Genomic DNA, 23,403 nt, shown 5'->3' on the forward strand with positions numbered 1-23,403 from the left:
GCTATTTAGTATGTGCAAGGCTTTATCTACACTTATTTAATCATAAGATGTTGGGGCTAAAAATTATCTTAATGATATAGAATTGTACCCATAGTCACTTATATTCCATCCCAATCACTTTCATTTACTAATCAAATTTATATCAGATTGGATCTTTTCTTTGTGCTTAATTTGACTGCTATTGATTTTTATTGATTGTATTTGGTTTTTAATGTAGTTTTTATTAACAAAAATAAAACAATGTAGGTTGCTTTATGCGCAAAACTCAAAGTTAAAATCAGTACAAATAATTGAATTAAAATGATTTATAACGACAACATTAATACACAGAGATCAATATGAAAAAACACACAATAAAAGCGAAACACACGCTTTCATCTCTGCTTTTGTTAACTTCTGCATTTTATGCTGCCTCAGGGCACGCAGTGGTTGAATTAGAGCAACAAGTTAAAATTTCAGATACAGGCTTACACTTTGATGGACAAGATTTAGATTTTAGTAATGTAGCTAACCCAGACACGGGGACGCAATACGACTTCTTTTTTGGTCGAAATATCTCTGCACATGGCGATGCCGTTAAAGCATATAAACATTATGTATTTATGACTTGGTATAAAGGCGGCAAGGAAGAGCGAAATGTTATGTTGAGCCGCTACAATACATTAACGGGAACATTGGCAACTATAGAATTTCCACATCGCCATACCGGTTTTAGGGGAGACCCTTTAGTTGGGGAGTCGCATAATACAATTGGCTTAGCAGTGAGTCCTATCGATGGCACTATTCATATGGTGTACGATATGCACGCCTACGACGATAATAATCATGGCGGTAAATTCAAAGATGACTTCTTCCGTTATTCTTTTAGCGAAGCAGGGGTTGCTGACTTACCCGATGAGCAGTTTACTCTTAATAGGTTTGTTAAAGATACCAGTAGTGTCAGCCAAGGGGCTGATGACTATAAGCATTTAACAATGACAGGTAATTTAGCCGATAAAGCAAATTTTGCGCGTTTAACTTATCCCAAGTTTTTTACAAATACAGATGGTACATTGCTGCTTTATATGCGCTTGGGCGGTAACAATAACGGTGCCTATGTATTTAATCGCTATGACGCTCAAACAAAAAAGTGGTCAAGCTTCACTAAATTTAATCACAATAACCAAAAAAGTTATGGTAATGCTTATAACTGGGGCCTCTATGGCAATATGAAGTATGTTAATGGCAAACTTCGAGTAGGCTACCAGCAGCGAAGCAACGATAATAACGATAGATATAAATATCAAAATGGTGTTTTTTACGCCTATTCAGACCACCCAGATGGTATAGGTGAATGGAAAAACCATCAAGGCGAGCCAATGACATGGCCGCTTGTAAATTCAGATGAGATAAAAGTACTGGAACCGGGTGACTACATAGATCATCAAGAAGCTAACTCTGTTTATATTGTAGGTAGCTTTGACTGGACAGTGACTAAAAAGGGAGATGTGCATTTTATAAGTAAAGTACGCTCAACCGATAGAAACCGTCCTGATTATCAGGAAGTTTATTTACACTCCTATAAGCCAGCTGGCGCAACAGAGTTTATTACGTCAACAGATTTTGTTGGCGCAAGTGAAATTTATACGGCTGGTGATAACGTATATATTATTGGTTTAAACAATGGACGGCCTTACGTTGAAAAAGCGCAAGGTGGCACAAATAACTTTACGCGCGTATACGAAGCAACTGATGGGCCAGTATTTGATCATGGCACTATTTACATCAAAGATGGCAAAGTTTACTACTACCTAATGGAACGTGGGGCAGGGAGCGCGTTACCACTTCATTTGCAAGTAATAGATTTAGATATAGAAAGTGAAACTAACTCACCTAGCGTCTCTTTTCCTAAGACAAGCATTACTGTAGAGGAAGGTTACAGCGAATTGTCGTTTAAAGTAACGGCTGTAAGTCCAGTAGCTGATCGCAGTATCAGCAAAGTTGATTTATTTGTTGATGGCACGCTAATTCGTTCAGACAATGCAGACCCTTTTGTATGGGGTCATAAAAACAAGCCATTAGAGCTACTAGGCTTAGGGGCTGGAAATCATACCTTTGAAGCAGTTGCAACTGATAGTGAAGGTGTCACTGGCTCTTCCACAATGCAGTTGCTTGTTCAATCCGATTCGCCAATCATTAGTTTTCCTGATAACGAACTAACTGTAAAAGAGGGCTTTGAGCAGCTGACATTTACGTTGCAAGCATCAAGTCCTGTTGCTGATAGAACAATTGAATCTGTTACTTTATACATTAACGATAATTTAATACGGACAGACGACAAAGCTCCTTTTAACTTTGGCCATAAGTTTAAACCGCACGAAACAGGTGCTATGGGGTGGTTAGAAACACACTCTCCCAACCCCTTACCACTCGGTGCAGGAATTTATACTTTTAAAGCCGTTGCCATAGATAGTGAAGGCGCTCAAAGCATAGCGACAATGACTCTTAACGTTGAAGGTGAGCCTAAACCGCCAGTGGTTTCTTTCCCTAATGAAACCATTACTGTTTTTGAAGGATACGAAAAGTTAGGTGTGACAATAGATGCAGTATCTCCCGACAATCGTGATATTCAATCTGTAACTTTATATGTTAATGGTGAGTTTGTGCGTACCGATACCAAGCCTGTCTGGAATTTTGGCCATTCATATGCACCTTATGAACTAGGTGCAATGGGTTGGTTAGACAGGCACGAGCCAAATCCGTCGCCTTTGGGGGTAGGAAGCCATACTATCACTGCAATTGCGCGAGATACCCAAGGTTTAGAAGGGGAAGCGAGTATTACACTTATCGTAGAAGAAACACCGGCTCCAAATGTTTATTTTTTAGAACCCGAGATAGAAGTGCCAGTAGGGTATGAGTCTCTAAGTGTATCGGTTCATAGTGAGTCTGCATTAAGTAGCATTGATATAGAGCGGGTAGAGCTTTATTTGAACGACACCTTAGTGCGTGATATTTGGCAGCCTCCTTTTACCTGGGGTAACGAAGAGTATTCAACTGAGCTCCTTGGTTTAGCCGCAGGTGAGTACGCTCTAAAAGCGGTAACAACTGATAGTAAAGGGAAATCTTCAAGCGCAGAAAAACGCTTAATAGTAAACCCTAACCTTGTCTATGTATCATCTGAGGAGAAGCAATACCCGGCGTCTAATGTGTTAGACGGTGACCTTTCTGATAGCTCAAGTTGGCGTGCGGACAAAAATGGAACTCAATCAATAGTTATTGATTTAGGAGAGTTAAAATCTATTACAGGGACCCAACTTTGGACTGCAAACGATAAAGCAATTAAGTATCAAATTTATGTATCAGAAACGATTGATGGTCGATATAAAAAAGTTGCAAAGCATAAGGGCAGAGACGTTAACAATCAGCCAAGTACAACTACTTTTTATAGAGAAGGACGTTTTGTTAAATTAAAAGCGATTGGTAACTGGCCTGATATATCAGAGTTTAATGTATTGTTTGAAAACTAACATCAGGTTAAGCATCGCTTTTCACTAAACGATTGGACTTTAGTGCAAAGCGATTTTCCAAAAAAGTACTTTTAATGCAGGTTATTTACATCTGCTTTTAAGTATATCGCGACAAAGTGTTAGTAAGGAGAACACGTTGACTGGTATTAAATCATATTTAGCTATATTTTTTGTTTTTTCGGTTACAGCATGTACAACAACGCAAAGAGTTGATTTGCTAGACCCTCAGCTTAGCCGTTTTGATAATGTTTACTCGTTTGGGCAAGCACGCTTCATAGGTGGTGAGTTGCATTTAATTTCACCTAACAATTGGTTTTTAACTACAAAGCAGCGTTACAGCAACTTTATTTTGACTGCCGATATAAAAATGCCGAATGTTGATGAGTATAGTAATTCGGGTATTATTTTTAGAGGCCAAATTGAGCAGGATAAAGACGGTAAACGCGTTGTTGGCTATCAAGCTGAAATAGATCCGAGCCCACGCCGCTGGAGCGGAGGATTATTTGATCAAGGCCGACGAAAATGGCTCTACCCCGAACACCCTCAAAGATCACACAAAGACGATGACTTTATAAAAAGTCACTTACCCGCTTGGTCAGAGCTGCAAGCCGGAGCTTATAAGCCAGATGAATGGAATTCATTACGAGTCGTTTGCGATGGCTCGTCAATAAAAATTTTTCTCAATGGAATACTTACTACCCATGTAGAGGACATTAAAGATGATGAAGGTGTGATAGGTCTTCAGCATCACGGAAGCAAGTCTTATAAAGAGTCGGGCCTTAGGGATAATGTGGTTAGGTTCAAAAATATATTCATTCAAGAGCTAAAATAATAAATAAAATGGAGCATACTATATGTATGACGTGATTGTAGTGGGCTCAGGTATTACAGGTGGTTGGGCGGCAAAAGAGTTCTGTGAAAAAGGCTTTAAAACACTTGTAATAGAGCGAGGGCGTAATATTCAACATCAAGGCCCAGAATATACTGATATGCAAATGCCTTGGCAAATTGAGAACCGGAACAAAGTCCCTGAAATTCTTAGTGAAGAAGGCCGATACTCTATGATTGAGCGAAAAGGCTATTTCAAAAATGCCACTAAACAGTTTTTTATTGATGACAAAGAGCATCCTATCTCATATCCAAAAGAGAGTCCGTTTAAATGGATTAGAGGCTACCAATTAGGTGGCCGTTCATTAACTTGGGGTAGACAATCCCTTCGGTGGGGGGTGAAGGATTTCCAAGCCAATGCCAAAGATGGTAATGGTGTCCCTTGGCCTATAGGCTACGACGATTTGGCGCCTTGGTATGATTATGTAGAGTCTTTTATTGGTGTATCTGCGAATAAAGATGGGTTAGATACGTTACCCGATGGTATATTTCAAAAGCCGTGGGAGATGAGTTGTGCTGAGAAGTTTATAGCTGAGAACTTAGAGAAGGCTTATTCAGACAGGCATTTAATTGTAGGTCGTTCAGCTAATATTACAGAGCCTACTAAAGAGCAAACCGAACTAGGGCGTGGACAGTGTCAAGCTCGCTCATATTGTAATAGAGGGTGTACATTTGGTGGATATTTTAGCTCGCTTTCAGCAACATTACCTGCAGCCAAAAAGACAGGTAATTTAACTGTTGTAACAGACTCAATAGTTGAAACAGTTGATTACGATGATAAATCAGGCAAAGCATCGGGTGTTACGGTTGTTGACGCCCATACTAAAGAAAAACGTCAATATCGCTCAAAGGTTATTTTCTTATGCGCCTCAGCATTAGGTTCTGTGCAAGTACTCCTTAACTCTAAGTCTAAAACGTTCCCTAATGGAATCGCTAATTCGAGTGGTGCTGTTGGGCATTATATTATGGATCATTTTTCTGGTGTTATAGCGGATGCAAAAGTACCAGGTTTTGATGACAAATATTCAGTTGGACGCAGACCTATTGCTACCTATATCCCAAATTATCGACACGAACAAAAAGAAGATGCCGATTTTATTAGGGGATTTGGTTTTCAAGGTACAGCCCAGCACCGCAGCAATACTGGTACCACTGCAAAAAAAGTAGGTATTGGCGCTGAGGTTAAAATGAATAGTAACCGGCCAGGTCCTTGGCGCTTTAGAGCAATAATGTACGGTGAGATGCTGCCAAGGTTTGAAAATCATGCGCGGTTGCACCCTACAGAAAAAGATCAATGGGGTATTCCTATATTACATATTGATGCGCGAATAAGAGAAAACGAACGCAAGATGATCAAGCAAGCAGCTATAGATATTAAAGAAATACTGACTGCAGGCGGCTGCGTGGATATTAAAGTAAATGAATTTCCTGAAACAAAGCCAATTGCTGTTGGCGATCGAGTGCATGAAATGGGAGGTGCCTGTATGGGCGAAGACCCTAAAACATCCGTTTTAAATAAATGGGCGCAAAGCCACGATGTTCATAACTTGTTTGTGACTGATGGTGCCTGCATGTCATCTTGTGCAACTCAAAACCCTTCATTGACTTATATGGCTATTACCGCTCGAGCTGTCGATTATGCAGCAAAACTAATTTTTAAAGACCGAGTGTAAAGGGGGGATTATGTCTAAAGTTAATATAAGTCGTCGTTTGTTTATCGGAGCATCAGTATATTTTGTAGCTACCCCTGTATGGGCATCTATTTTCAATACTGTAAATTCATTATCTGTTTTTTCTCAAAATGGGCGTTTCTTTACTGCAAAAGAAATGACTATTTTGAGCGATGCGGCTGAAATAATGATACCCAGAACAGATACCCCAGGAGCTACTGATGCAAAGGTTATAGATGTTCTCGATGCGCTCATGCTCAGTTGGGCTGGAAATGAAACTAAGCAACAGTATAAGTTTATTATTAAACAGATAGATTTAATTGCCCAATCAAGTTTTAAAGTTAATTACCAAAGTGCATCGAAAGCAGATAGAGAGCTTTTGCTCAATGAGCTTGATCAGCGTTCTTTTGCTGAACGCTCGACTGAGTTGTCAAAAAGCTACCGTAAGCTTAAAGAGATGATATTTCATATTTTCTACACTTCAGAAGAGGCCAATCCCTATTTTATGTTAGTTCCTGGCACCTATAAGGGAGATATTACTAAGAATCAAATGGAGTTGTATAATCTTAAAAAAAGAGTTTCTTAACTTGTAAAGCCATTTAATAAACGGCTTTACACTTTTATCACTATTAAGTCGTGCTTCTCTCTTTTCAATGCGCTTAACCATGATTGATCATAATCAATCAATCCCGCTCATTTGTGTTGTCTTATTTAAATCAATTGCTTTTATATTCGCCATAAATTTTAATTATGTGGCTTTATGTATAAGTTATTAATTAGTGGGTATCTATTAATATATTGATTTAAATGGGTTTAACCTTAAAAAGATTGAATTTGATTATTTTTGATTTGAAAGTGTTATTTATTGTGTTACCGTATTGTTAATTAGCAAGTCTCGGCTGTTAATTTGACATACACGCAACAAGCTAATTTGTAAAAATAGCAGACACACACAATGTAAATGGGGATAACAATGTTTAATAAAGAAAATAAAAAACTCGCCTCGACGAAATTAATTGGTGGCTCGTTAGGTATAGCTTTAACTTTATTTGCTCCTTCAATTTTGGCTCAAGAAGTTAAGCAAGCTATAAACGAAAACCAAGACGCTAAAGTTGAAAAAGCTAAAGCTGACTTTGAAGTGATTGAAGTACAAGGTATCCGTGGGGCATTGGAAAATGCACTAAACACCAAGCGAGATGCGTCCTCTATTGTTGATGCTATTTCTGCATCTGACATAAATGCTTTACCTGCGTTAGATTTAGGTGAAGCGCTTCAGGCTGTACCAGGTGTTCAAATTGAACGCTCAGGCGAAGGCCGTCAGTCTGAAATTAGTTTACGTGGCTTAGGTGGTGGTTTTGTTAAAACGACTGCCGCAGGTCAAAGCTTTGCGACCCCTAGCCGTAGTTTTAGTGATGTCGGTTCAAGCAACCCATTTTCAGCATTTGAAGCCAGTGTATTTGATGGTGTAACTGTTGTTAAAGCCGCCACTGCAGATATGCAAGCAGGTGGTATAGCCGGTGTTGTAGATAAGCAACTTCAACGAGCGCTTGCAAAACCTGATGGTAAATATAATGTTAGTGTCGGTGGGCGTTACGAAGAGTTAACCCAAAAGTGGGATGAATCTGTTAAGTTTTCAATGAGCAAACACCTTATTGAAAATGAGCTTGCTATTGCATTTAAAGCCGCAGGCTCAGGTCAAACTTTTCGCCGTGATACTGCAAACTTTACAAATTATGCACCACTTATAGGTGCTGCCGATGCTGGGCTTGATGATAAATTACGTGTAAATTCACAAACTGTGGACGCCTATCGTGCTAAATACGGTATTCCTGAAGACGCTGCACTACGAAGCCCTTCTTCATTAAGAAATGTATCTGAGTACAGCGAAGGTGATCGGTTTTCATTTACAGGTAATATTGAATGGCGCCCTACTAGCGACATGACTGTGGGTGCTCATTTATTATATACAAAGCGTGACTTAGACAGCGGTACAAAACAAGATGCGCAATTTAGCGCAGGCTATAACCAAAACAAACCTCAAAACAGTGACCGGTTTTACATGATTGAGCCCGATATTAATACGGCTCCATTTATTTACGACACGCTTGAAGATGGGACTCCAGTTTATGCTGTAAGCAAAACAGCGATTACTGATGGCGAGTATCTGTTTACAAATCGTGAAACTACGTTTTTTGAAGAAGCTAAAGGTTTATTTTTATATGGTGATTACATCGTAGATGACTGGACTTTCAATGCAATGCTTACTCATTCCGAGTCAGAGAATAACTTTCAAAATATTGGTTTAGATTTTAGACATACAGGTCATCACAAAGCTAAAACTAAAGTTAATGGTGTAAATGTTACCACTGTTCCAACAGGAATCGACATCCAATTAGATTCAGGCGAAGGTAACTTAGATCGTGCATTTATTAATGCAACAGGCTGGGACAATTACAACTATGACGTAAATTGGCAAAGCCCTACAGCTTTGAATGCGTTATCTTTAACAACAGCTGATCCATTAAATGGCAACAGACGACTAAGTCATTACATTACCGGTAGGATAGATAACCCCATTCGTAAAATGACTAGCGGTGAGTTTGATGCTAAGCGTTATGTAGATTTTGGGTTAGGAGATACCCTCAAAGTTGGCGCATTAAAATTTGGCGCAAGATACAGCCGTGAAATACTTGAAAACTATGACCAACAAATTGGCGCGGCTGGCGTAAATGCTAGCGCAGTAGGAAACTCTGCGATTAGTGATTCACTTTTGTCTGATGGACAAAGTGAATTTTTCAACGGCAATTTCCCAGGCACATTTGGTGCTAATACCGGCTGGAGAACGTTTGATAACTTATCTCACATTGCAAATTTGACTGATGGAATAGCAGAACTTGAAGGTGGTATTAAAGCTGGTGATTCGGGCTTATATGAACGTTTTAATGGCCCACACCCACAAAGGTATGCAACAAACTTTGACGTTGAGCAAACAATAGCTGCAGCTTATGCTATGGCCGATTTAAATGGTGAGCTTGGCGATGTAATGTGGACTGGTAATGTGGGTATGCGTTATGTTCGTACTGATAATGATTTTAATGGTATTAGACGTGACCGCAGTGCTGGCGATGTTTTAGTAAACACTAAAATAAATGACGACTACGACCACTGGTTACCATCGGTTAACTTTGCGTTTGACTTACGCGAAGACCTTGTTTTACGTACAGCATATAGTAAGGGGTTTGTCCGTCCTAACCTTCGTGTGATGACGCCAACTACAGAAGTTAGAGGTGGCAATACAAGTGTCACAATTGATAAGCCAGCCAGCTTTGTTAAGCCTTACGACGCTGATAACTACGACATGTCGTTAGAATGGTATAACCGTGATGGTAGTGCGATATCAGTCGGTGTGTTTTACAAAGAACTGACCGGATTTTTTGAGGACAGAGAAAGCTGCCCTGAAGGCGACCCGTTAGTTATCGAGGCATTAGGTAGCGATGTAGCTCGTGAAGATAACGCAGCTACAGGTGGTTTTGTTTGTACGCAAGTTGAACCATTCATAGGTGACGATGGCACAGAAAACTTCCGTTCTGTAAGAATTAACGAGAAGTTTAATGATAACGAAACCATTGAGTTAACAGGTATTGAATTAGCTATTCAGCAAAAGCTAGACTTTTTACCGTACCCTTGGAATGGCTTTGGTGGTGTATTCAACTACACGTACATTGACCAGGATGGTACAGAAGATAGTACATTATACTCTGTTGCTCCAGAGTCGTTTAACGCCATTGGTTACTATGAAAATGATGGCTTTAGCGTAAGGGTTGCATACAACTGGAAAGATGACTCAACATTAAAAGGTCAAAATTCTTTCCTTGGTGTTCAGCCTCGTACACAAAAAGCAACAGGCCGTTTAGACTTAGTGACTTCATATAAATTCAACAAAAATTTCAGAGCGTATTTACGTGGTTATAACTTAACCGACGAGCAACGTTATGAATACTGGGGTAACAATGAAAAAGCAGTATCTCGAGTTGATTACACTGGTCGAATTTATGAGGTTAGTTTTAGTTATAACTTTTAAGTAAAAATGTAGTTACTTGTCAAAGCCTAACAATTTTTTGTTAGGCTTTTTTAGTTACAAATAACGAAGTACAAGCAATTGATAATATAGGTTAAACATTGTTTCACATTAGCCAGTAATTAAATGTTTATTTATGGCGTGAATATTATTGAGCTGCTGCTCTAAGCGAATGGTTTGTTTATTGATATCGGGCGATTACGCAACATTTTTAAAGTTAGAAATAGCGTCAGCAATGTCAGATACCTTTCCTTGTACTTGTTTTCAACTTGCATACCCCGCGGCAGATGCTAATTCTCAAATGTCCTTCAAAGTAGGTGCGCTTGGGGTAACCTTCAAATGATGTTGCACGATCGCAAAAGAGTGAGGGTTAAAAGTGATATCAAAAAAGGGGGCTCGGAGTTGTACTTTTTTGATAAAGCATTACAAGGCATTTTGCTTGTTATCGGCGCGTATTTAAGTACTCTGCAAAGGCTGTTTGTATGTTACCTTCGTTTAATAATTAATAACTTCGCCAAATAACACTATGATGTCTTTAAGCTTTGTTTTTTGAGTTTATTTGATATTTTAATGTCTGATTTTAAGTGGATAAAGAAAGTTTGTATAGAGCTTCAAACCATGACGACTATTTGGACTAAATTCTTTTTAAATTGAGGTACTATTAGTATGTTTGTGTAGTTTATAAATTGTTGTTAAGTTAATAATGATAACAGTTGTTTCTAGTAGTATGCCACCAAGTGATCCAATAAGAATGTTATTTATTAGCCACAAACACGAGCCTACTAATATTCCCCAGCGCATTTTAATTCCGGTAAGACAAAATAAGGCGAATGTGCCTAAGCATGAGCCTAAGACGGCAATATAATCTGTCCATTGAGCTACTGTTAAGTAACCAATTAATACTGTGAGTATAATGAATAAGCCAGCTATCCATTTTTCTTTGGTTTTAATTGAAGCAGCCGTTCTCCCGGCTGCGAATAAGCAACACAAAGAGGAGGTGACGGCATTTAATAAGTAAAAGTGTAATGCATGGTTTAAGTTCATTAAAATCATCATTGATTTTAGGTGGCGATCATCTTTTTGAATAAAGCACAAAATGGCTAATATATAACTTACAAATCCTAAACCTTGTGCAAAGTAACTATCAAACACATACTCTCCTTTTAATATGGTTACCTGCATTAAATATGCATAAAGTAAGGCTGGCTTCAACAACCACCGCAGAATATATAAATTAGCGTTTTACGATGGATAACAAAGCATTAATTGAATCGCCGTGATTTAAAAATAAAAAGTATTACTTAAGAGGGCTGCATATAGGTTACTTTCCATCAGTTATGTACACAGTGCCAATCGTTGATTTATCTAATAGTGTTTGCCATTCGCTGGTATCCCAATTTACAGAGTTGCCACGGCTAATTGCTGTTCGCATATTACTAACAAACTTACTGAAATCTCTTTTTTTTCTATCACGATAAGACAACGCTAATAAGTAGTAATACTCAGGGTTGTCAGCATGGTGTTGCTCAATATTGTTTAAATTTTTGACAGCAGACTCAACATTGATTAAAGACCTGTCCTTTGCTGTGAGTGTAATATTAATCGCTCTCATTGCCGCATTAATGTCGCCTTTTTCCATTGCAGACTCAAACCAAAACAAGGCCTTTTTTTCATCGTGTTGAACCCAAGGGCTAGAAATTAAAATCATCCCTAAGCGGTATTCTGCGCGAATAAGCCCATATTTTGCAGATTGCGAAATCCAATAAATGGCATCTTGAATATCGCGTTGCTCTCTGTAGAGCAACATGCCCAATTCGAACATCGCGCCGGGATGGCCTTTTTGAGCTAAGGTTAGCAGTTGTTGCTCAGCGCCCTTTGGATCATTAGTTAACCAAGGGAAATTAAGTATCGCCATTGTGTATTGATAGCGCTCATTCAAGGTTCTCCCTTGCTTTATACGTTTAAAAGTACGCAATATTTGAGAATACATAGGCTCGTTTTTATCAACTAATATAGATTTAGAATAACCGGCAGCTCCTATAAACACGCGGTGCACAAAATCTGTATAGTGATTATTTACAAAAGGTTTTTTCTGTGGGAACAGTAAAAATTGTTTAATAAACTCCGATGTGTTTTTTCCAATACTTTGCACGATCGAATAGTTACGAACTGAACCATCAGGGCTAATATCAATATCTAAAATTAAATATGGAGCCTTAGGGGAGGACATATACACGGCGTTTTCGTTACCGCCTTCTTCAATTGCTAAATTGTTTAAACTAGCTACTGATTCTGTAAGAAAGTCATCACTATGAAAAATATGTTTTAGGCTTGGTTCGCCATTAAACGTAATTTTTTTAGATAGTGTATTTTGATTAATTATTGGAAAGTATTTTGCGTCAATTGCTTGCTTCCCTTGAATGGCTTTGTAGTCGTTCATTATTTTGGCAAAGCTTTCTTGTGCCTCAGCGGAAAGTTTAGTTAAAGTATCGTTTATTACCTTTTGCGCGTCAAAATAATCGTATTCGGCTGCTAATGAATAGTTAATAAGTGCATTAATAATATCCTGCTCTACTCCTAAGCCCTGCGCGTGTATTCTGGCTAATTGATAATACGCATGAGGGTTACCAAGCTGAGCTGCTTTCGCGTATTCGCTCCTTGCCAACTCATACTGCTGCTCGGTGAAATAGCGGTCAGCTTTGAGAATATCAGCCGCTTGTACGTTACAGAAACCTATTAATGTAGCAAGTGAAAACCACTTTGTTATTGATTTCATTAAATTTTCCATATTGATGGATGCAGCAAGGCTGTTGAAAACAGCTGATGTATCAAGTCAAACCTTATGAATCATGCATAAGGTTTGTAATTGCATAGAACTAATCTAAGTGAAAGACCTTATCGATAGGATTAACAACAGGAGAGTTATCACTATTGGTCTCCATAATATCAGCCATAAATGCCCACCATTTTTTAACAACTGGTGTAAGCGGTAAGTCATCCATTTTGTGGCTGCTTTCTCGTTTCAATACAGCGAATAAAATGTTTGTTGAAGGGTCATGAAAAATGGAGTAATCAAAAACGCCCGCATTTTTTAGTTCGGTTACAAGCTCAGGCCATATTTCGTCATGTCGCTTCTTATACTCTGCTTCATGTCCGGGTAATAAGGTCATTGTAAAAGCAAATTTTTCCATGCTAATGTCCTTATTTATTAAAGTTATCGAGGTAGTTATGCCACTGGGTTTGGGTGGTTATTTCACCTGCAGCTTCCCATGCAAATCCAGCGTAATATTCAATTTCCCCATTCTTGTCAGAATTGGTGAAAAGCCAAATATGGCTTTCATCTTTTGCTTCTTTAGCAATATGTTTAATGTCTGTTACCTTGCTTGAAGCAATCACCACGCCCGTTCCAAGTGCCATTGAATCAAACGTTTCCCATGCTGAAATTCTGCCGGTCTTTTTATTGTGCGACACCTTGGCCTTTCCATCATGTGTTGTAATACCTATCGCAATGGGTAAAGAAGCGGGTTTACCATCAAGTTTAAACTCAGAATTTACTTTGTATAGATTTGAACCTAGTGGCAACGATATTGTTTTTGACTCATTAACCAGCCCTAACGGTGTTTTAAATTCATATTCGAGTGTAAAGACGACTTTATCAGGACCATTAGTAATTATTTTATAGCTGTTATAATTATGTGCTGTGTAGTCTTTTCCATCCACCCAAATAGCTGAACCGCCAACACCACGGCTAATGCCTACATGGTATGGGTCGTAACCTTCACCTGTGTCAGTATGGTATGAACCCGTTTTGTTAAACGTTTCTTTGTACCACTTGTCGATAATTGGGTAATCTACTTTTTTTAACCATGCATCAACACCACTAGAGTGACCTTTCATAGGTGCTGCGGGACCATATACGCGGAATGCAACTTTGTCATTTTCCCAAGCAAAATCATCTTGTCTTTTTGGAACAAACACAGCATAAGCTTTTACTTCATTTTTATATGAATTATCACTTTGGCTAGTTGATGATATTTCGTTAGCGCATCCTGATAAAATTAAACAGCTTGCGGCTAATAAAAAGAGAGGTGACTTCCTAGCTTTAAATTTTTTATTCATGGTGATTCCTATAAATTGTGTGTTTTACGAACCATTAAAGTTATTACATTACAAGTTAAAATATTTCTTAAATAACTGGTTATATTACGAATTATTGGTGCTCGAGGTAGGGGGTAATGTACTCTTATCTGGTATTGAATAAATAATATTAACTGCTGTAATAGCTATTAATATAACAATCGCATAACGTTTTCTTTTATTTAATCGCAAATTTGATTGTTTATTCTTTTTCAAATTAAAAACCATTTAAGTTACCCCCGTCAAAAGTAATACATTGCCTACTTGTGATTGATATTGCATTATAATGACTGTTATTGCAATTAAATGTATTGCCAACTTCCTAAATCAAACTTAGCTAGATTTAAAAATTTAAGGAGCATTAAATATGAACAGGCGTCAGTTTCTTATTGGTAGCGCCGGTTTAGCTGCAGCCTCGTTAACTGGATGCGAGTTAAACTGGTTAACACAATTAAAAAAAGAATACCCAAATGTGTTAATGCTCATTGTTGATGATTTAAATGACTGGATTGGCCCCCTAGGAGGCCATGCTAGTACTAAAACCCCTAATATAGATCGTTTGGCCAATATGGGCACTGTGTTTACCAATGCACATGCACCAGCACCACTGTGTGGCCCATCGCGAGCTAGTATTATGACAGGCTTAGCGCCATCGACTACGGGGATTTATGGGCATGTTGAGGACAATGATATTAAGTCTGCAAATGATAAAGCAAGTCAGTCAATTTTTTTAAGCGAGTATTTTAGTCAACATGGTTATTATACAGCGGCAGTGGGCAAGGTTTTTCATAAGCGAGTAGCTGATGCCAGCTTTGATAAATATGGTGGCCGAGCAAAAGGGTTTGGTCCTTACCCTCCTGAAAGAATGAAATGGCATGATCCCAGAACAAATACCGATTGGGGGGCGTTTCCTGATAGTGATGAGCAAATGCCTGATTTTGAGTCTGCACAATGGCTAGCAGAACAGTTAGGAGAAGATTACGATAAACCTTTCTTTATGGTTGGCGGATTTCTTCGTCCACATGTTCCTTGGCATGTGCCACAAAAGTGGTTTGATATGCACCCTATTGAAGGAATTGAGTTACCACCTTATTTTAAAGATGACCTAAACGATGTCCCTGAGATTGCAAAAGCTATAACCGAATTACCTATGATGCCCACTACAAAGTGGGCGATAGAAAATGATGAATGGAAAAACATGGTACAAGCTTATTTAGCCAGTATTTCGTTTGTAGACTCGTGTGTTGGTACTGTTCTGGACGCTCTTGAAAATAGTCAGTACGCAGAAAATACTGCAGTGGTGTTGTGGGGGGATCATGGTTATCAGTTAGGTGAGAAAAGTAAGTTTGCAAAAATGGCTTTGTGGGAAAGAGCCACTCGAACACCGTTGATAATTAAACCGCCAAAGTCTTCGACTAAACAAGTGAGTAATCGCCCTGTTAGTCTATTGGATTTGTATCCTACATTGATCAAAATATGTGGCTTGCCTGATAACCCTCTGAATGAAGGGCAAGACTTATCACCATTGCTAAGGAAACCCGATGCGCTTTGGGAACATGCGGCAGTAACGACTTATGGTCCAAATAATCATGCAATTAGGACAGACCGGTATCGCTATATCCGCTATGAAGACGGAAGTGAAGAGTTATACGACCATAATAATGATGAAAATGAGTGGAACAATGTCGCTGCTTTAGATGAATACCAAGCAATCAAAGAGCGTTTAATTGCCTTTTTGCCCAAAGAAAATGCTGAGTGGTCAGTTGTTTCTGATTATACCGGCAACCCATATTTTTCAGAGCTAACAAAAAAAGCGCTAATGAAAGAGCGGAAATAAAAGCCATTAGAGGGTAGTAACTTGCTAATGGCTTATTCATATTAGTTTTAATATTGAGACCCCTCTCTTTTTAGCTGAGGGGGAGTTGATCTACATTTAAACGTAGCGGTTAACAATATTCTCAAGCAGTTCTTGGCGTCCTGATACCTGCTCTGGGTTTATATTTTGTCCATGTACTAAGGCTGAAAGGCTCTCAAGTGATTGCTCACCATTTAGAATGCTTTGACCTAGCTCTTCTTTCCAGCCAGCGTAACGTTTTTCAACAAAGTCAGACAGCTCGCCACCTTCAATCATTGCTGCTGCATTGAGTAATGCTTTAGCCATTGTATCCATACCGCCAATGTGACCAATGAATAAGTCATCACGCTCACATGATTGACGACGAAGCTTAGTATCAAAGTTAAAGCCACCTGTTGTAAAACCACCGTTCTTTAAGATTTCATAAACGACAAGTGTGCATTCGGCTACATCGTTAGGGAATTGGTCTGTATCCCATCCGTTTTGCATATCGCCACGGTTAGCATCAATACTACCCATAATGCCTTCTGCGCAAGCAACGGCAATTTCGTGATGAAAGCTATGACCTGCAAGTGTTGCGTGGTTCGCTTCAATGTTTACTTTAATTTCGTTTTGTAAGCCATGCTTATGTAAAAAGCCTGCCACTGTTGCTGTATCGTAATCGTACTGATGTTTAGTTGGCTCTTGTGGTTTTGGCTCAATTAATAATGTGCCTTTAAAGCCAATTTTTTTCTTATGCTCTACCACCATTTTTAAAAAGCGTGCGTACTGTTCGCTTTCTTGTGCAAGGTCTGTATTTAGTAGTGTATCGTAACCTTCACGGCCGCCCCAAAGTACGTAGTTTTCACCGCCTAAACGATGTGTAATTTCCATTGCATGTTTAACTTGCGCTGCTGCATATGCATACGTATTAGGATTAGGGTTTGTTGCACCCCCTGCACAAAAACGTTTGTTTGAGAATAAGTTAGCAGTACCCCACAGTAATTTTACACCTGTGCGCTGCATTTCTTTTTCGATAATGTTTGCTATGTGCGTTACGTTATCGTGACTTTCTTGAAGTGTTTTACCCTCAGGGGCAATATCAACATCATGAAAACAAAAGTAAGGAACGCCTAGCTTTTCGAAAAATTCAAAGGCTACTTTTACTTTTTGTTCCGCAAGTTCTAATTGGTTGCCGACAGGTTGGATCCAAGGACGGTCAAACGTACCTTCACCAAAAATATCAAACCCTGTAGAACAAAAATTATGCCAATAACACGCTGCAAAACGAAGGTGCTCTTTCATTGTTTTACCAAGAACGACTTTATTTTCGTCGTAGTAACGAAATGCAAATGGGTTTTTAGAGTTTTCACCCTCAAATTTAATTTTTTCTACGTTTTTAAAAAATTGCTCATTCATGATGTGCTCCATTAATTTTATAATCGTGTATTAAAAGTGTTTTTTTAGACTCTGGTAAAGTGCTTTGTATGCGGTGTATTGCTGTGCGTAAAAGTCTTGCATGATTTGGTCTGGCTCAATGGTTTGCGTTACTTTGCCGTTAACACACACTTGTTGTGCAGAGAGTTGTGTTACTGCTATTCGGGCAAGTCTTGCTGCGCCAAATGCGGGACCAACTTCTGAGCCTTCTCGGTAAATTAGGGGGCGGTTAAGTACGCTTGCGATGATTTTTCCCCACAGTGGGCTTTTAGCGCCACCACCAATGACGGTTACATCATCAATTTGCGCACCAGCATCAAGCAGTACTTGTTGTCCATCGGCAAAGGCAAAAGCAACGCCCTCCAGTACTGCACGGCCAAGGGCAGCTGCATCGGTATCACTGTCTAAACCAAAAAACACGCCTTTGGCATCGGGGTTATTATGCGGTGTACGTTCGCCAGTTAAATAGGGTAAAAATATCACTGAACTTGGTTTGCTAAAGTCGCATTTACTCACTTGTTCAAGAAGTGCGCCTTCGTTTTCAAAACCGGTTAATTGAGTAACCCAGGTTAAACAGCTTGCTGCGCTTAATACCACTGACATTTGGTGCCATGTGTTTTCAATACAATGACAAAAAGTATGTACAGCACCTTCAGGGTTAGGGAGGTATTTTTCGTTGGCAACAAAGTAAACGCCCGACGTTCCTAACGATAAAAATGCTTGTTTAGGTTTTACTACGCCAACACCGGCAGCGCCTGCGGCATTATCGCCACCGCCTGCAACAACGGGTACTTGCTCCATTCCCCATTTAGTAGCAACTTGGGCTGTTAATTTGCCTGTAATCTGTGTGCCTTCATATAGGGTAGGCATGTGTTGCGCTGTTAAGTCGCAAGCACTAAGCATTTTTTGAGACCAGGATCTTTTTTCAACGTCTAGCCACAGTGTGCCTGCTGAGTCAGACATATCTGATGCAAAATCACCGGTCATTAAAAAGCGTAGGTAGTCTTTTGGTAATAATACTTTGGCTACTTTTGCAAAGTTTTCTGGTTCAAACTCTTTTAGCCATACCAATTTAGGGGCAGTAAAACCCGGCATTGCTATGTTGCCGGTAATATTACGAGAATTAGGTTCGCGTTTCTCAAGCTTCACACATTGCGCTGCGCTGCGCCCGTCGTTCCATAAAATGGCGGGGCGAATAATATTATTGTTTTTATCAAGCAGCGTAGCGCCATGCATTTGCCCAGAAAGGCCTACTGCCTTTACTGACTTTAGTAATGCAGAGTGAGTATTTTTAAGCTCCTCGATTGCACTACATGTAGCAAGCCACCAATCTGTAGGGTTTTGCTCAGAAAAAAGTGGTGCAGGGCGTGAAACGCTTAAAGATCGACTTGCTTGAGCAAGCAAGTGGTCTTGCTCGTCTAAAATAATTACTTTTACACCTGAAGTGCCTAAATCTATACCAAGATACATAAACCAGAAACTTATATTTTATTTTGTTAGCGCTAACATTAGTGATTGTGCAATATTAAGTCAACCGTTGTGTTAAATAATCTTTATTAAGTTGTTTTTGTAATATTTTTATAGGTGAGTGTTGTTGCGCTGTAATTTTTTTTATGCTTTATTGTTACCGCTAACATTTTTGATTGTATAAAATTAATAACAAAATGTCTAAAAAGCAACACAGAAAAAGCGGTTTTTAACCATGTATAGTTAAAGGTATCGAAGCGCGATATATCAATAAAGTGATTATTAATAGGTAATTAAAAACATGGCTGAACCTAAAAGAACAAGAATTCAAGATGTAGCTGAACAGGCTGGTGTGTCCATGATGACAGTTTCACGAGTACTCAACCAAGACAAAAAAGTAAGCAATAAAACACGTGAAAAAGTAATGGCGGTTGTTGAGAAGTTAAATTACCGCCCCAATGTGTCTGCGAGACGGTTAGCAAGCAATAAATCCTTTTTTATTGGCTTGTTATACGATAACCCTAGTGATTCGTATATCAGTCAGTTTCTCTTAGCTGCACTAAAAAAATGTCGTACTTTGGGTTATCACCTGGTAGTAGATGAAGCTCACTTAGATATTAATAAAACAATAGAATCAGTTAATCAACTAATAGACGTTACGCAGGTTGATGGAATGATTTTATTACCACCGATGTGTGACAACGAAGATGTGCTAGAAGTTCTTACGAAAGCACAAGTACCATTTGTAAGAATAACGCCAGATACTAAATTAAATAGCTCTCCCTATATTTGTATGGACGATTACCAGGCTGCATTTGATGTTACAGAGAGGCTTATAAATCAGGGTCATAAAAAAATTGCTCATATTATTGGTAATAATAAACAGGGTGTAAGTCGTTTACGCTACCAGGGATACTTAGATGCGTTGCGTTCTAATAAAATTACTACCCCTCCAGAATTCATAGAGCAAGGAAGCTTTACTTATCAATCGGGAATGGAAGCTGCAGTTAAGTTACTTGCATTAGATGACAAGCCTACAGCGATATTCGCAGCAAATGACGATATGGCTGCAGCTGTCATATCAATTGCACAACAACAAGGTATTAAAATTCCAGACGATCTCTCAGTAGTTGGCTTTGATGATACTCAACTTACTCGAGTCGTATGGCCGCATATTTCAACCGTTAAACAGCCGATAAATGAAATGGCCGAATTGTCAGTTTCGTTACTCGCTTCTGGCCAATATGACAATATGAGCAATTTAAAAAGTTTGGAATTAAGACATATTTTAGATTTTGAATTGATAGAGAGAGAGTCGAGCTATATCAAATAAAGTTTCAACCAGCTTTTATTCAAAATTTCTATAAGAAGAACAACAACACACAATATGGATACTTATGAACAATAAAGAGAATGTACTTTTAATTGTCATGGTTTGCTTTGCTGCAACGATTGGCGGGTTTTTGTTTGGCTTTGATAGTGGTGTAATAAATGGCACCGTCGATGGCCTACAAACAGCATTTGGTTCCAGCAGCGTAGGCACAGGTTTTAACGTATCGAGTATGCTCATAGGTTGTGCTATCGGTGCGTTTACTGCAGGACGGTTGGCAGATAAATTTGGCCGTCGTCGCATTTTACTTTTTGCAGCTGTACTCTTCATCATCAGTGCTTGGGGCTCTGGTATTGCAGATGTTTCTATAGAGTTTGTCATCTATAGGGTATTAGGTGGCCTAGCCGTTGGTGCTGCTTCTGTTATGACTCCTGCCTATATAAGCGAGATTGCTCCAGCCAGATATAGAGGGACACTCTCCACATTACAGCAAGTTGCTATCATTTTTGGTTTGTTTTGTGCTTTTGTCAGTAACTACTTTTTAGCGGATACTGCCGGAGGATCAACTAAATTATTTTGGCTTGGTTATGAAACGTGGCGTTGGATGTTTTGGGTAGAGTTACTTCCTGCAAGTTTATTTCTTATAGCTTTGTTGTTTATTCCAGAAAGCCCTCGTTATTTAATGATGGTTGGCAGAAAAGAGCTAGCAGTTCGTGTTCTAACAAATTTATATGGCCAAGAAACGGCTCTAATCAAAAGAGATGAAATAGAAGCATCATTAGCTACAGATAAGCACCAACCAAAACTATCAGACTTAATAGATAAGTCTAAAAATAAATTGCGTCCTATCGTTTGGGTCGGTATCGGCCTGGCTACATTTCAACAATTAGTTGGTATAAACGTCGTCTTTTATTACGGTGCCGTGCTTTGGCAAGCTGCGGGCTTTAATGAATCTGATGCATTGCTAATTAATATTATCAGTGGGTTAGTAAGTATTATCGCTGTATTTATTACAATGTACTTTATTGACAAAATTGGGAGAAAACCATTTTTATTAGTGGGCTCTGTGGGTATGACTGTGACATTGTTCACGATGGTTTATGCCTTTGTTAAAGCTCAAACCGGTGCTTCAGGTAATTTAGAATTAGGTGGTCAAGGTATCGTCGCATTAGTTGCAGCAAATGCTTATGTGTTTTTCTTTAACTTGTCTTGGGGGCCTGTGATGTGGGTAATGCTTGGCGAGATGTTCCCTAATCAAATTCGAGGATCAGGCTTAGCGGTATCAGGTTTTGTACAGTGGATAGCTAACTTTTTAATCACCTGGTCATTCCCTATTATGCTAACTGGTGTTGGTCTCGCTGGGGCATATGGCTTTTATGCAATTTGTGCGCTCGTTTCGGTGGTATTTGTCTTTATGTTTTTGCATGAAACAAAAGGTAAAGAACTAGAGGATATGCAGGGTTAAATTTGTATTTAATATACAGTGAGTTTCTTTGTAATTTTTAAGCATTATGTAGCGCGTTTAAATTAGCATATGTAACTCACTTTAAGAGCGAATTATAAATTTAAAAGTGAATACTATGTTTTTAATCAATATGAAATATATGAAGAAAATAATTTATTGCTTGGTATTTTTACCGATGTTTTTCAGTTCAATAGTGTATGCCAAAGAGCCGGAGATCACGAGCATAGCAATCGATAATGTATGGTCTGGGCATAGAATTAAGCCTTATTTATTAACTCGAGGCGAGCAACAATTTGTAGCTTATTATGATGCAAATCGCCAAATGACGGTGGCACACCGACAGCTAGGTGGTAAGTGGAGATACTACAAAGTAGACAGCTGGTTAGGATGGGATAGCCATAACTATGTCACTATGGAGCTAGATTCTGAAGGTTACTTACATGTCATGGGTAACATGCATGCAGATCCACTTGAGTATTTTCGTATGTCAGAGCCTTTGAATGTACGTTCCTTGAAGCGTGTTTCTGTTATGGCTGAAAAGTCACTCGAAAAAAGAATGACTTACCCTGTTTTTCTTCGCAACAAACAGGATCAACTTATCGTAAAGTATCGCGATGGTAGTAGTGGCAATGGTAGCGAAATTTACAACGTTTATAATACTCAATCTAAGTCATGGAGCAGATTACACGCCAATACTTTCTTAGATGGCGAAGGTAAAATGAGTGGTTATTTCGAAGGACCTACACTAGGCCCTGATGGAATGTTCCATTTAATTTGGGTCTGGCGCAATACACCAAATGCGGCGACTAATCACAGTTTGTCGTATGCAAAAAGCGAAGACCTGATTAATTGGCAGAATTCAAACGATGAAGATATTTCGTTACCTATTACTGCGAGAAGTGCTGAAGTCGTTGACCCTGTTCCACCCTTTGGTGGAATGATTAATGGGAATGTAAAGGTCGGGTTTGATCACAATAAGCAGCCTATCATCTCATATCATAAATATGATGCAAATGGCGATACTCAAATATACGTTGCACGAAAAGAAGGCAAGGATTGGGAAGTAGTACAAATTAGTGATTGGAAAGGGTTTCGATGGGACTTTGATGGGCATGGATCATTAGGTCGGTTTCAGGTCAAACCTTACTCACCAGAGCTACTGGGAAATAATAAACTAGCAGTATTAGTTCGACAAAATGATGATGTCATGCGTTTTATACTAGATAGTGATAGCCTAAAAACGATTAAAGTTGAAGAAGCAGATATTTATCCTCCTGCTATTAATGCTGCGACTGAAGCTGCTAACCCCCATCTATCGCAAGGTAATGGTTTGATTAAATTAGAAAATCATGTTTTTGAGGGAAAAGGAGACTCATCAGCTTTTGGTAGAAAGTTTTACTTATCTTGGCTTACACAACCTGGTAATAGAGATAGCGCTCATAGTTATATATCCCAACCGAGTGTATTAACTCTGAGTGGAATTAACGATAGCAACTGACTAATTCTATACTTATAGTTTTTCGCTTCAGCCATCATAAGCTTATATGATGGCTGACCTATTTTGGCTCTACTCACCTTATTAGCTTGCATT

At 38.9% G+C, this 23,403-nt stretch carries 14 protein-coding genes and 1 pseudogene; 9 read left to right on the forward strand and 6 right to left on the reverse strand.

What is annotated here, in order from left to right; all coding sequences use genetic code 11:
• Positions 1-338 precede the first annotated feature (338 nt).
• From R0J88_RS11580 to R0J88_RS11600, 5 genes are all read left to right on the forward strand, one after another.
• Positions 339-3,506 carry a BNR-4 repeat-containing protein gene (locus tag R0J88_RS11580; protein ID WP_410899970.1) on the forward strand — a complete coding sequence of 1,056 codons (3,168 nt, stop codon included), beginning with the start codon at positions 339-341 and terminating at the stop codon, positions 3,504-3,506.
• Positions 3,507-3,642: 136 nt separating this feature from the next.
• Positions 3,643-4,338 (forward strand): DUF1080 domain-containing protein, encoded by a 696-nt coding sequence (locus tag R0J88_RS11585; protein WP_410899971.1) that lies wholly within the window; start codon positions 3,643-3,645, stop codon positions 4,336-4,338.
• A 22-nt stretch (positions 4,339-4,360) separates the two neighbouring features.
• On the forward strand, positions 4,361-6,067 hold the full coding sequence (locus R0J88_RS11590) for a GMC oxidoreductase (protein WP_410899972.1): 1,707 nt from the start codon (positions 4,361-4,363) through the stop codon (positions 6,065-6,067).
• 10 nt (positions 6,068-6,077) lie between these two features.
• Complete coding sequence (locus R0J88_RS11595) at positions 6,078-6,650, forward strand: gluconate 2-dehydrogenase subunit 3 family protein (protein ID WP_410899973.1); 573 nt, start codon at positions 6,078-6,080, stop codon at positions 6,648-6,650.
• A gap of 387 nt (positions 6,651-7,037) precedes the next feature.
• A complete protein-coding gene (locus R0J88_RS11600) occupies positions 7,038-10,145 on the forward strand; it encodes a TonB-dependent receptor (RefSeq protein WP_410899974.1) in 3,108 nt (1,035 codons plus the stop codon).
• A gap of 642 nt (positions 10,146-10,787) precedes the next feature.
• On the opposite strand, the gene R0J88_RS11605 is transcribed toward R0J88_RS11600, so the two are convergent.
• From R0J88_RS11605 to R0J88_RS11620, 4 genes are all read right to left on the reverse strand, one after another.
• Complete coding sequence (locus R0J88_RS11605; RefSeq protein ID WP_410899975.1) at positions 10,788-11,294, reverse strand: YgjV family protein; 507 nt, start codon at positions 11,292-11,294, stop codon at positions 10,788-10,790.
• Between the two features lie 169 nt (positions 11,295-11,463).
• Positions 11,464-12,918, reverse strand: a complete 1,455-nt coding sequence (locus R0J88_RS11610) for a tetratricopeptide repeat protein (RefSeq protein WP_410899976.1) — start codon at positions 12,916-12,918, stop codon at positions 11,464-11,466.
• Positions 12,919-13,018: 100 nt separating this feature from the next.
• Positions 13,019-13,333, reverse strand: coding sequence for an L-rhamnose mutarotase (rhaM, locus tag R0J88_RS11615; protein WP_410899977.1), 315 nt, complete (start codon positions 13,331-13,333; stop codon positions 13,019-13,021).
• 10 nt (positions 13,334-13,343) lie between these two features.
• Complete coding sequence (locus tag R0J88_RS11620; RefSeq protein ID WP_410899978.1) at positions 13,344-14,261, reverse strand: DUF4861 family protein; 918 nt, start codon at positions 14,259-14,261, stop codon at positions 13,344-13,346.
• Positions 14,262-14,646: 385 nt separating this feature from the next.
• Between R0J88_RS11620 and R0J88_RS11625 the strand changes: the two genes are divergently transcribed.
• Positions 14,647-16,116, forward strand: coding sequence for a sulfatase-like hydrolase/transferase (locus R0J88_RS11625; protein WP_410899979.1), 1,470 nt, complete (start codon positions 14,647-14,649; stop codon positions 16,114-16,116).
• Positions 16,117-16,212: 96 nt separating this feature from the next.
• On the opposite strand, the gene xylA is transcribed toward R0J88_RS11625, so the two are convergent.
• Positions 16,213-17,532: a xylose isomerase gene (gene xylA, locus R0J88_RS11630; protein ID WP_410899980.1), complete on the reverse strand. Its 1,320-nt coding sequence runs from the start codon at positions 17,530-17,532 to the stop codon at positions 16,213-16,215.
• A gap of 30 nt (positions 17,533-17,562) precedes the next feature.
• Positions 17,563-19,020 (reverse strand): xylulokinase, encoded by a 1,458-nt coding sequence (xylB, locus tag R0J88_RS11635; RefSeq protein WP_410899981.1) that lies wholly within the window; start codon positions 19,018-19,020, stop codon positions 17,563-17,565.
• A gap of 298 nt (positions 19,021-19,318) precedes the next feature.
• Here xylB and R0J88_RS11640 point away from each other — a divergent pair, with 298 nt between their 5' ends.
• The 3 genes and pseudogenes from R0J88_RS11640 to R0J88_RS11650 all read left to right on the forward strand — a co-directional run bounded on the left by R0J88_RS11640 (position 19,319) and on the right by R0J88_RS11650 (position 23,310).
• Positions 19,319-20,350, forward strand: a complete 1,032-nt coding sequence (locus tag R0J88_RS11640; RefSeq protein WP_410899982.1) for a LacI family DNA-binding transcriptional regulator — start codon at positions 19,319-19,321, stop codon at positions 20,348-20,350.
• A 49-nt stretch (positions 20,351-20,399) separates the two neighbouring features.
• Positions 20,400-21,812: pseudogene (locus R0J88_RS11645) on the forward strand (sugar porter family MFS transporter); the annotation flags it as partial.
• Positions 21,813-22,134: 322 nt separating this feature from the next.
• Positions 22,135-23,310, forward strand: a complete 1,176-nt coding sequence (locus R0J88_RS11650; RefSeq protein ID WP_410900019.1) for a BNR repeat-containing protein — start codon at positions 22,135-22,137, stop codon at positions 23,308-23,310.
• Positions 23,311-23,403: the final 93 nt, after the last annotated feature.

This window comes from Pseudoalteromonas sp. SIMBA_162, from assembly GCF_046535955.1.
GTDB classification, from domain to species: domain Bacteria; phylum Pseudomonadota; class Gammaproteobacteria; order Enterobacterales; family Alteromonadaceae; genus Pseudoalteromonas; species Pseudoalteromonas marina.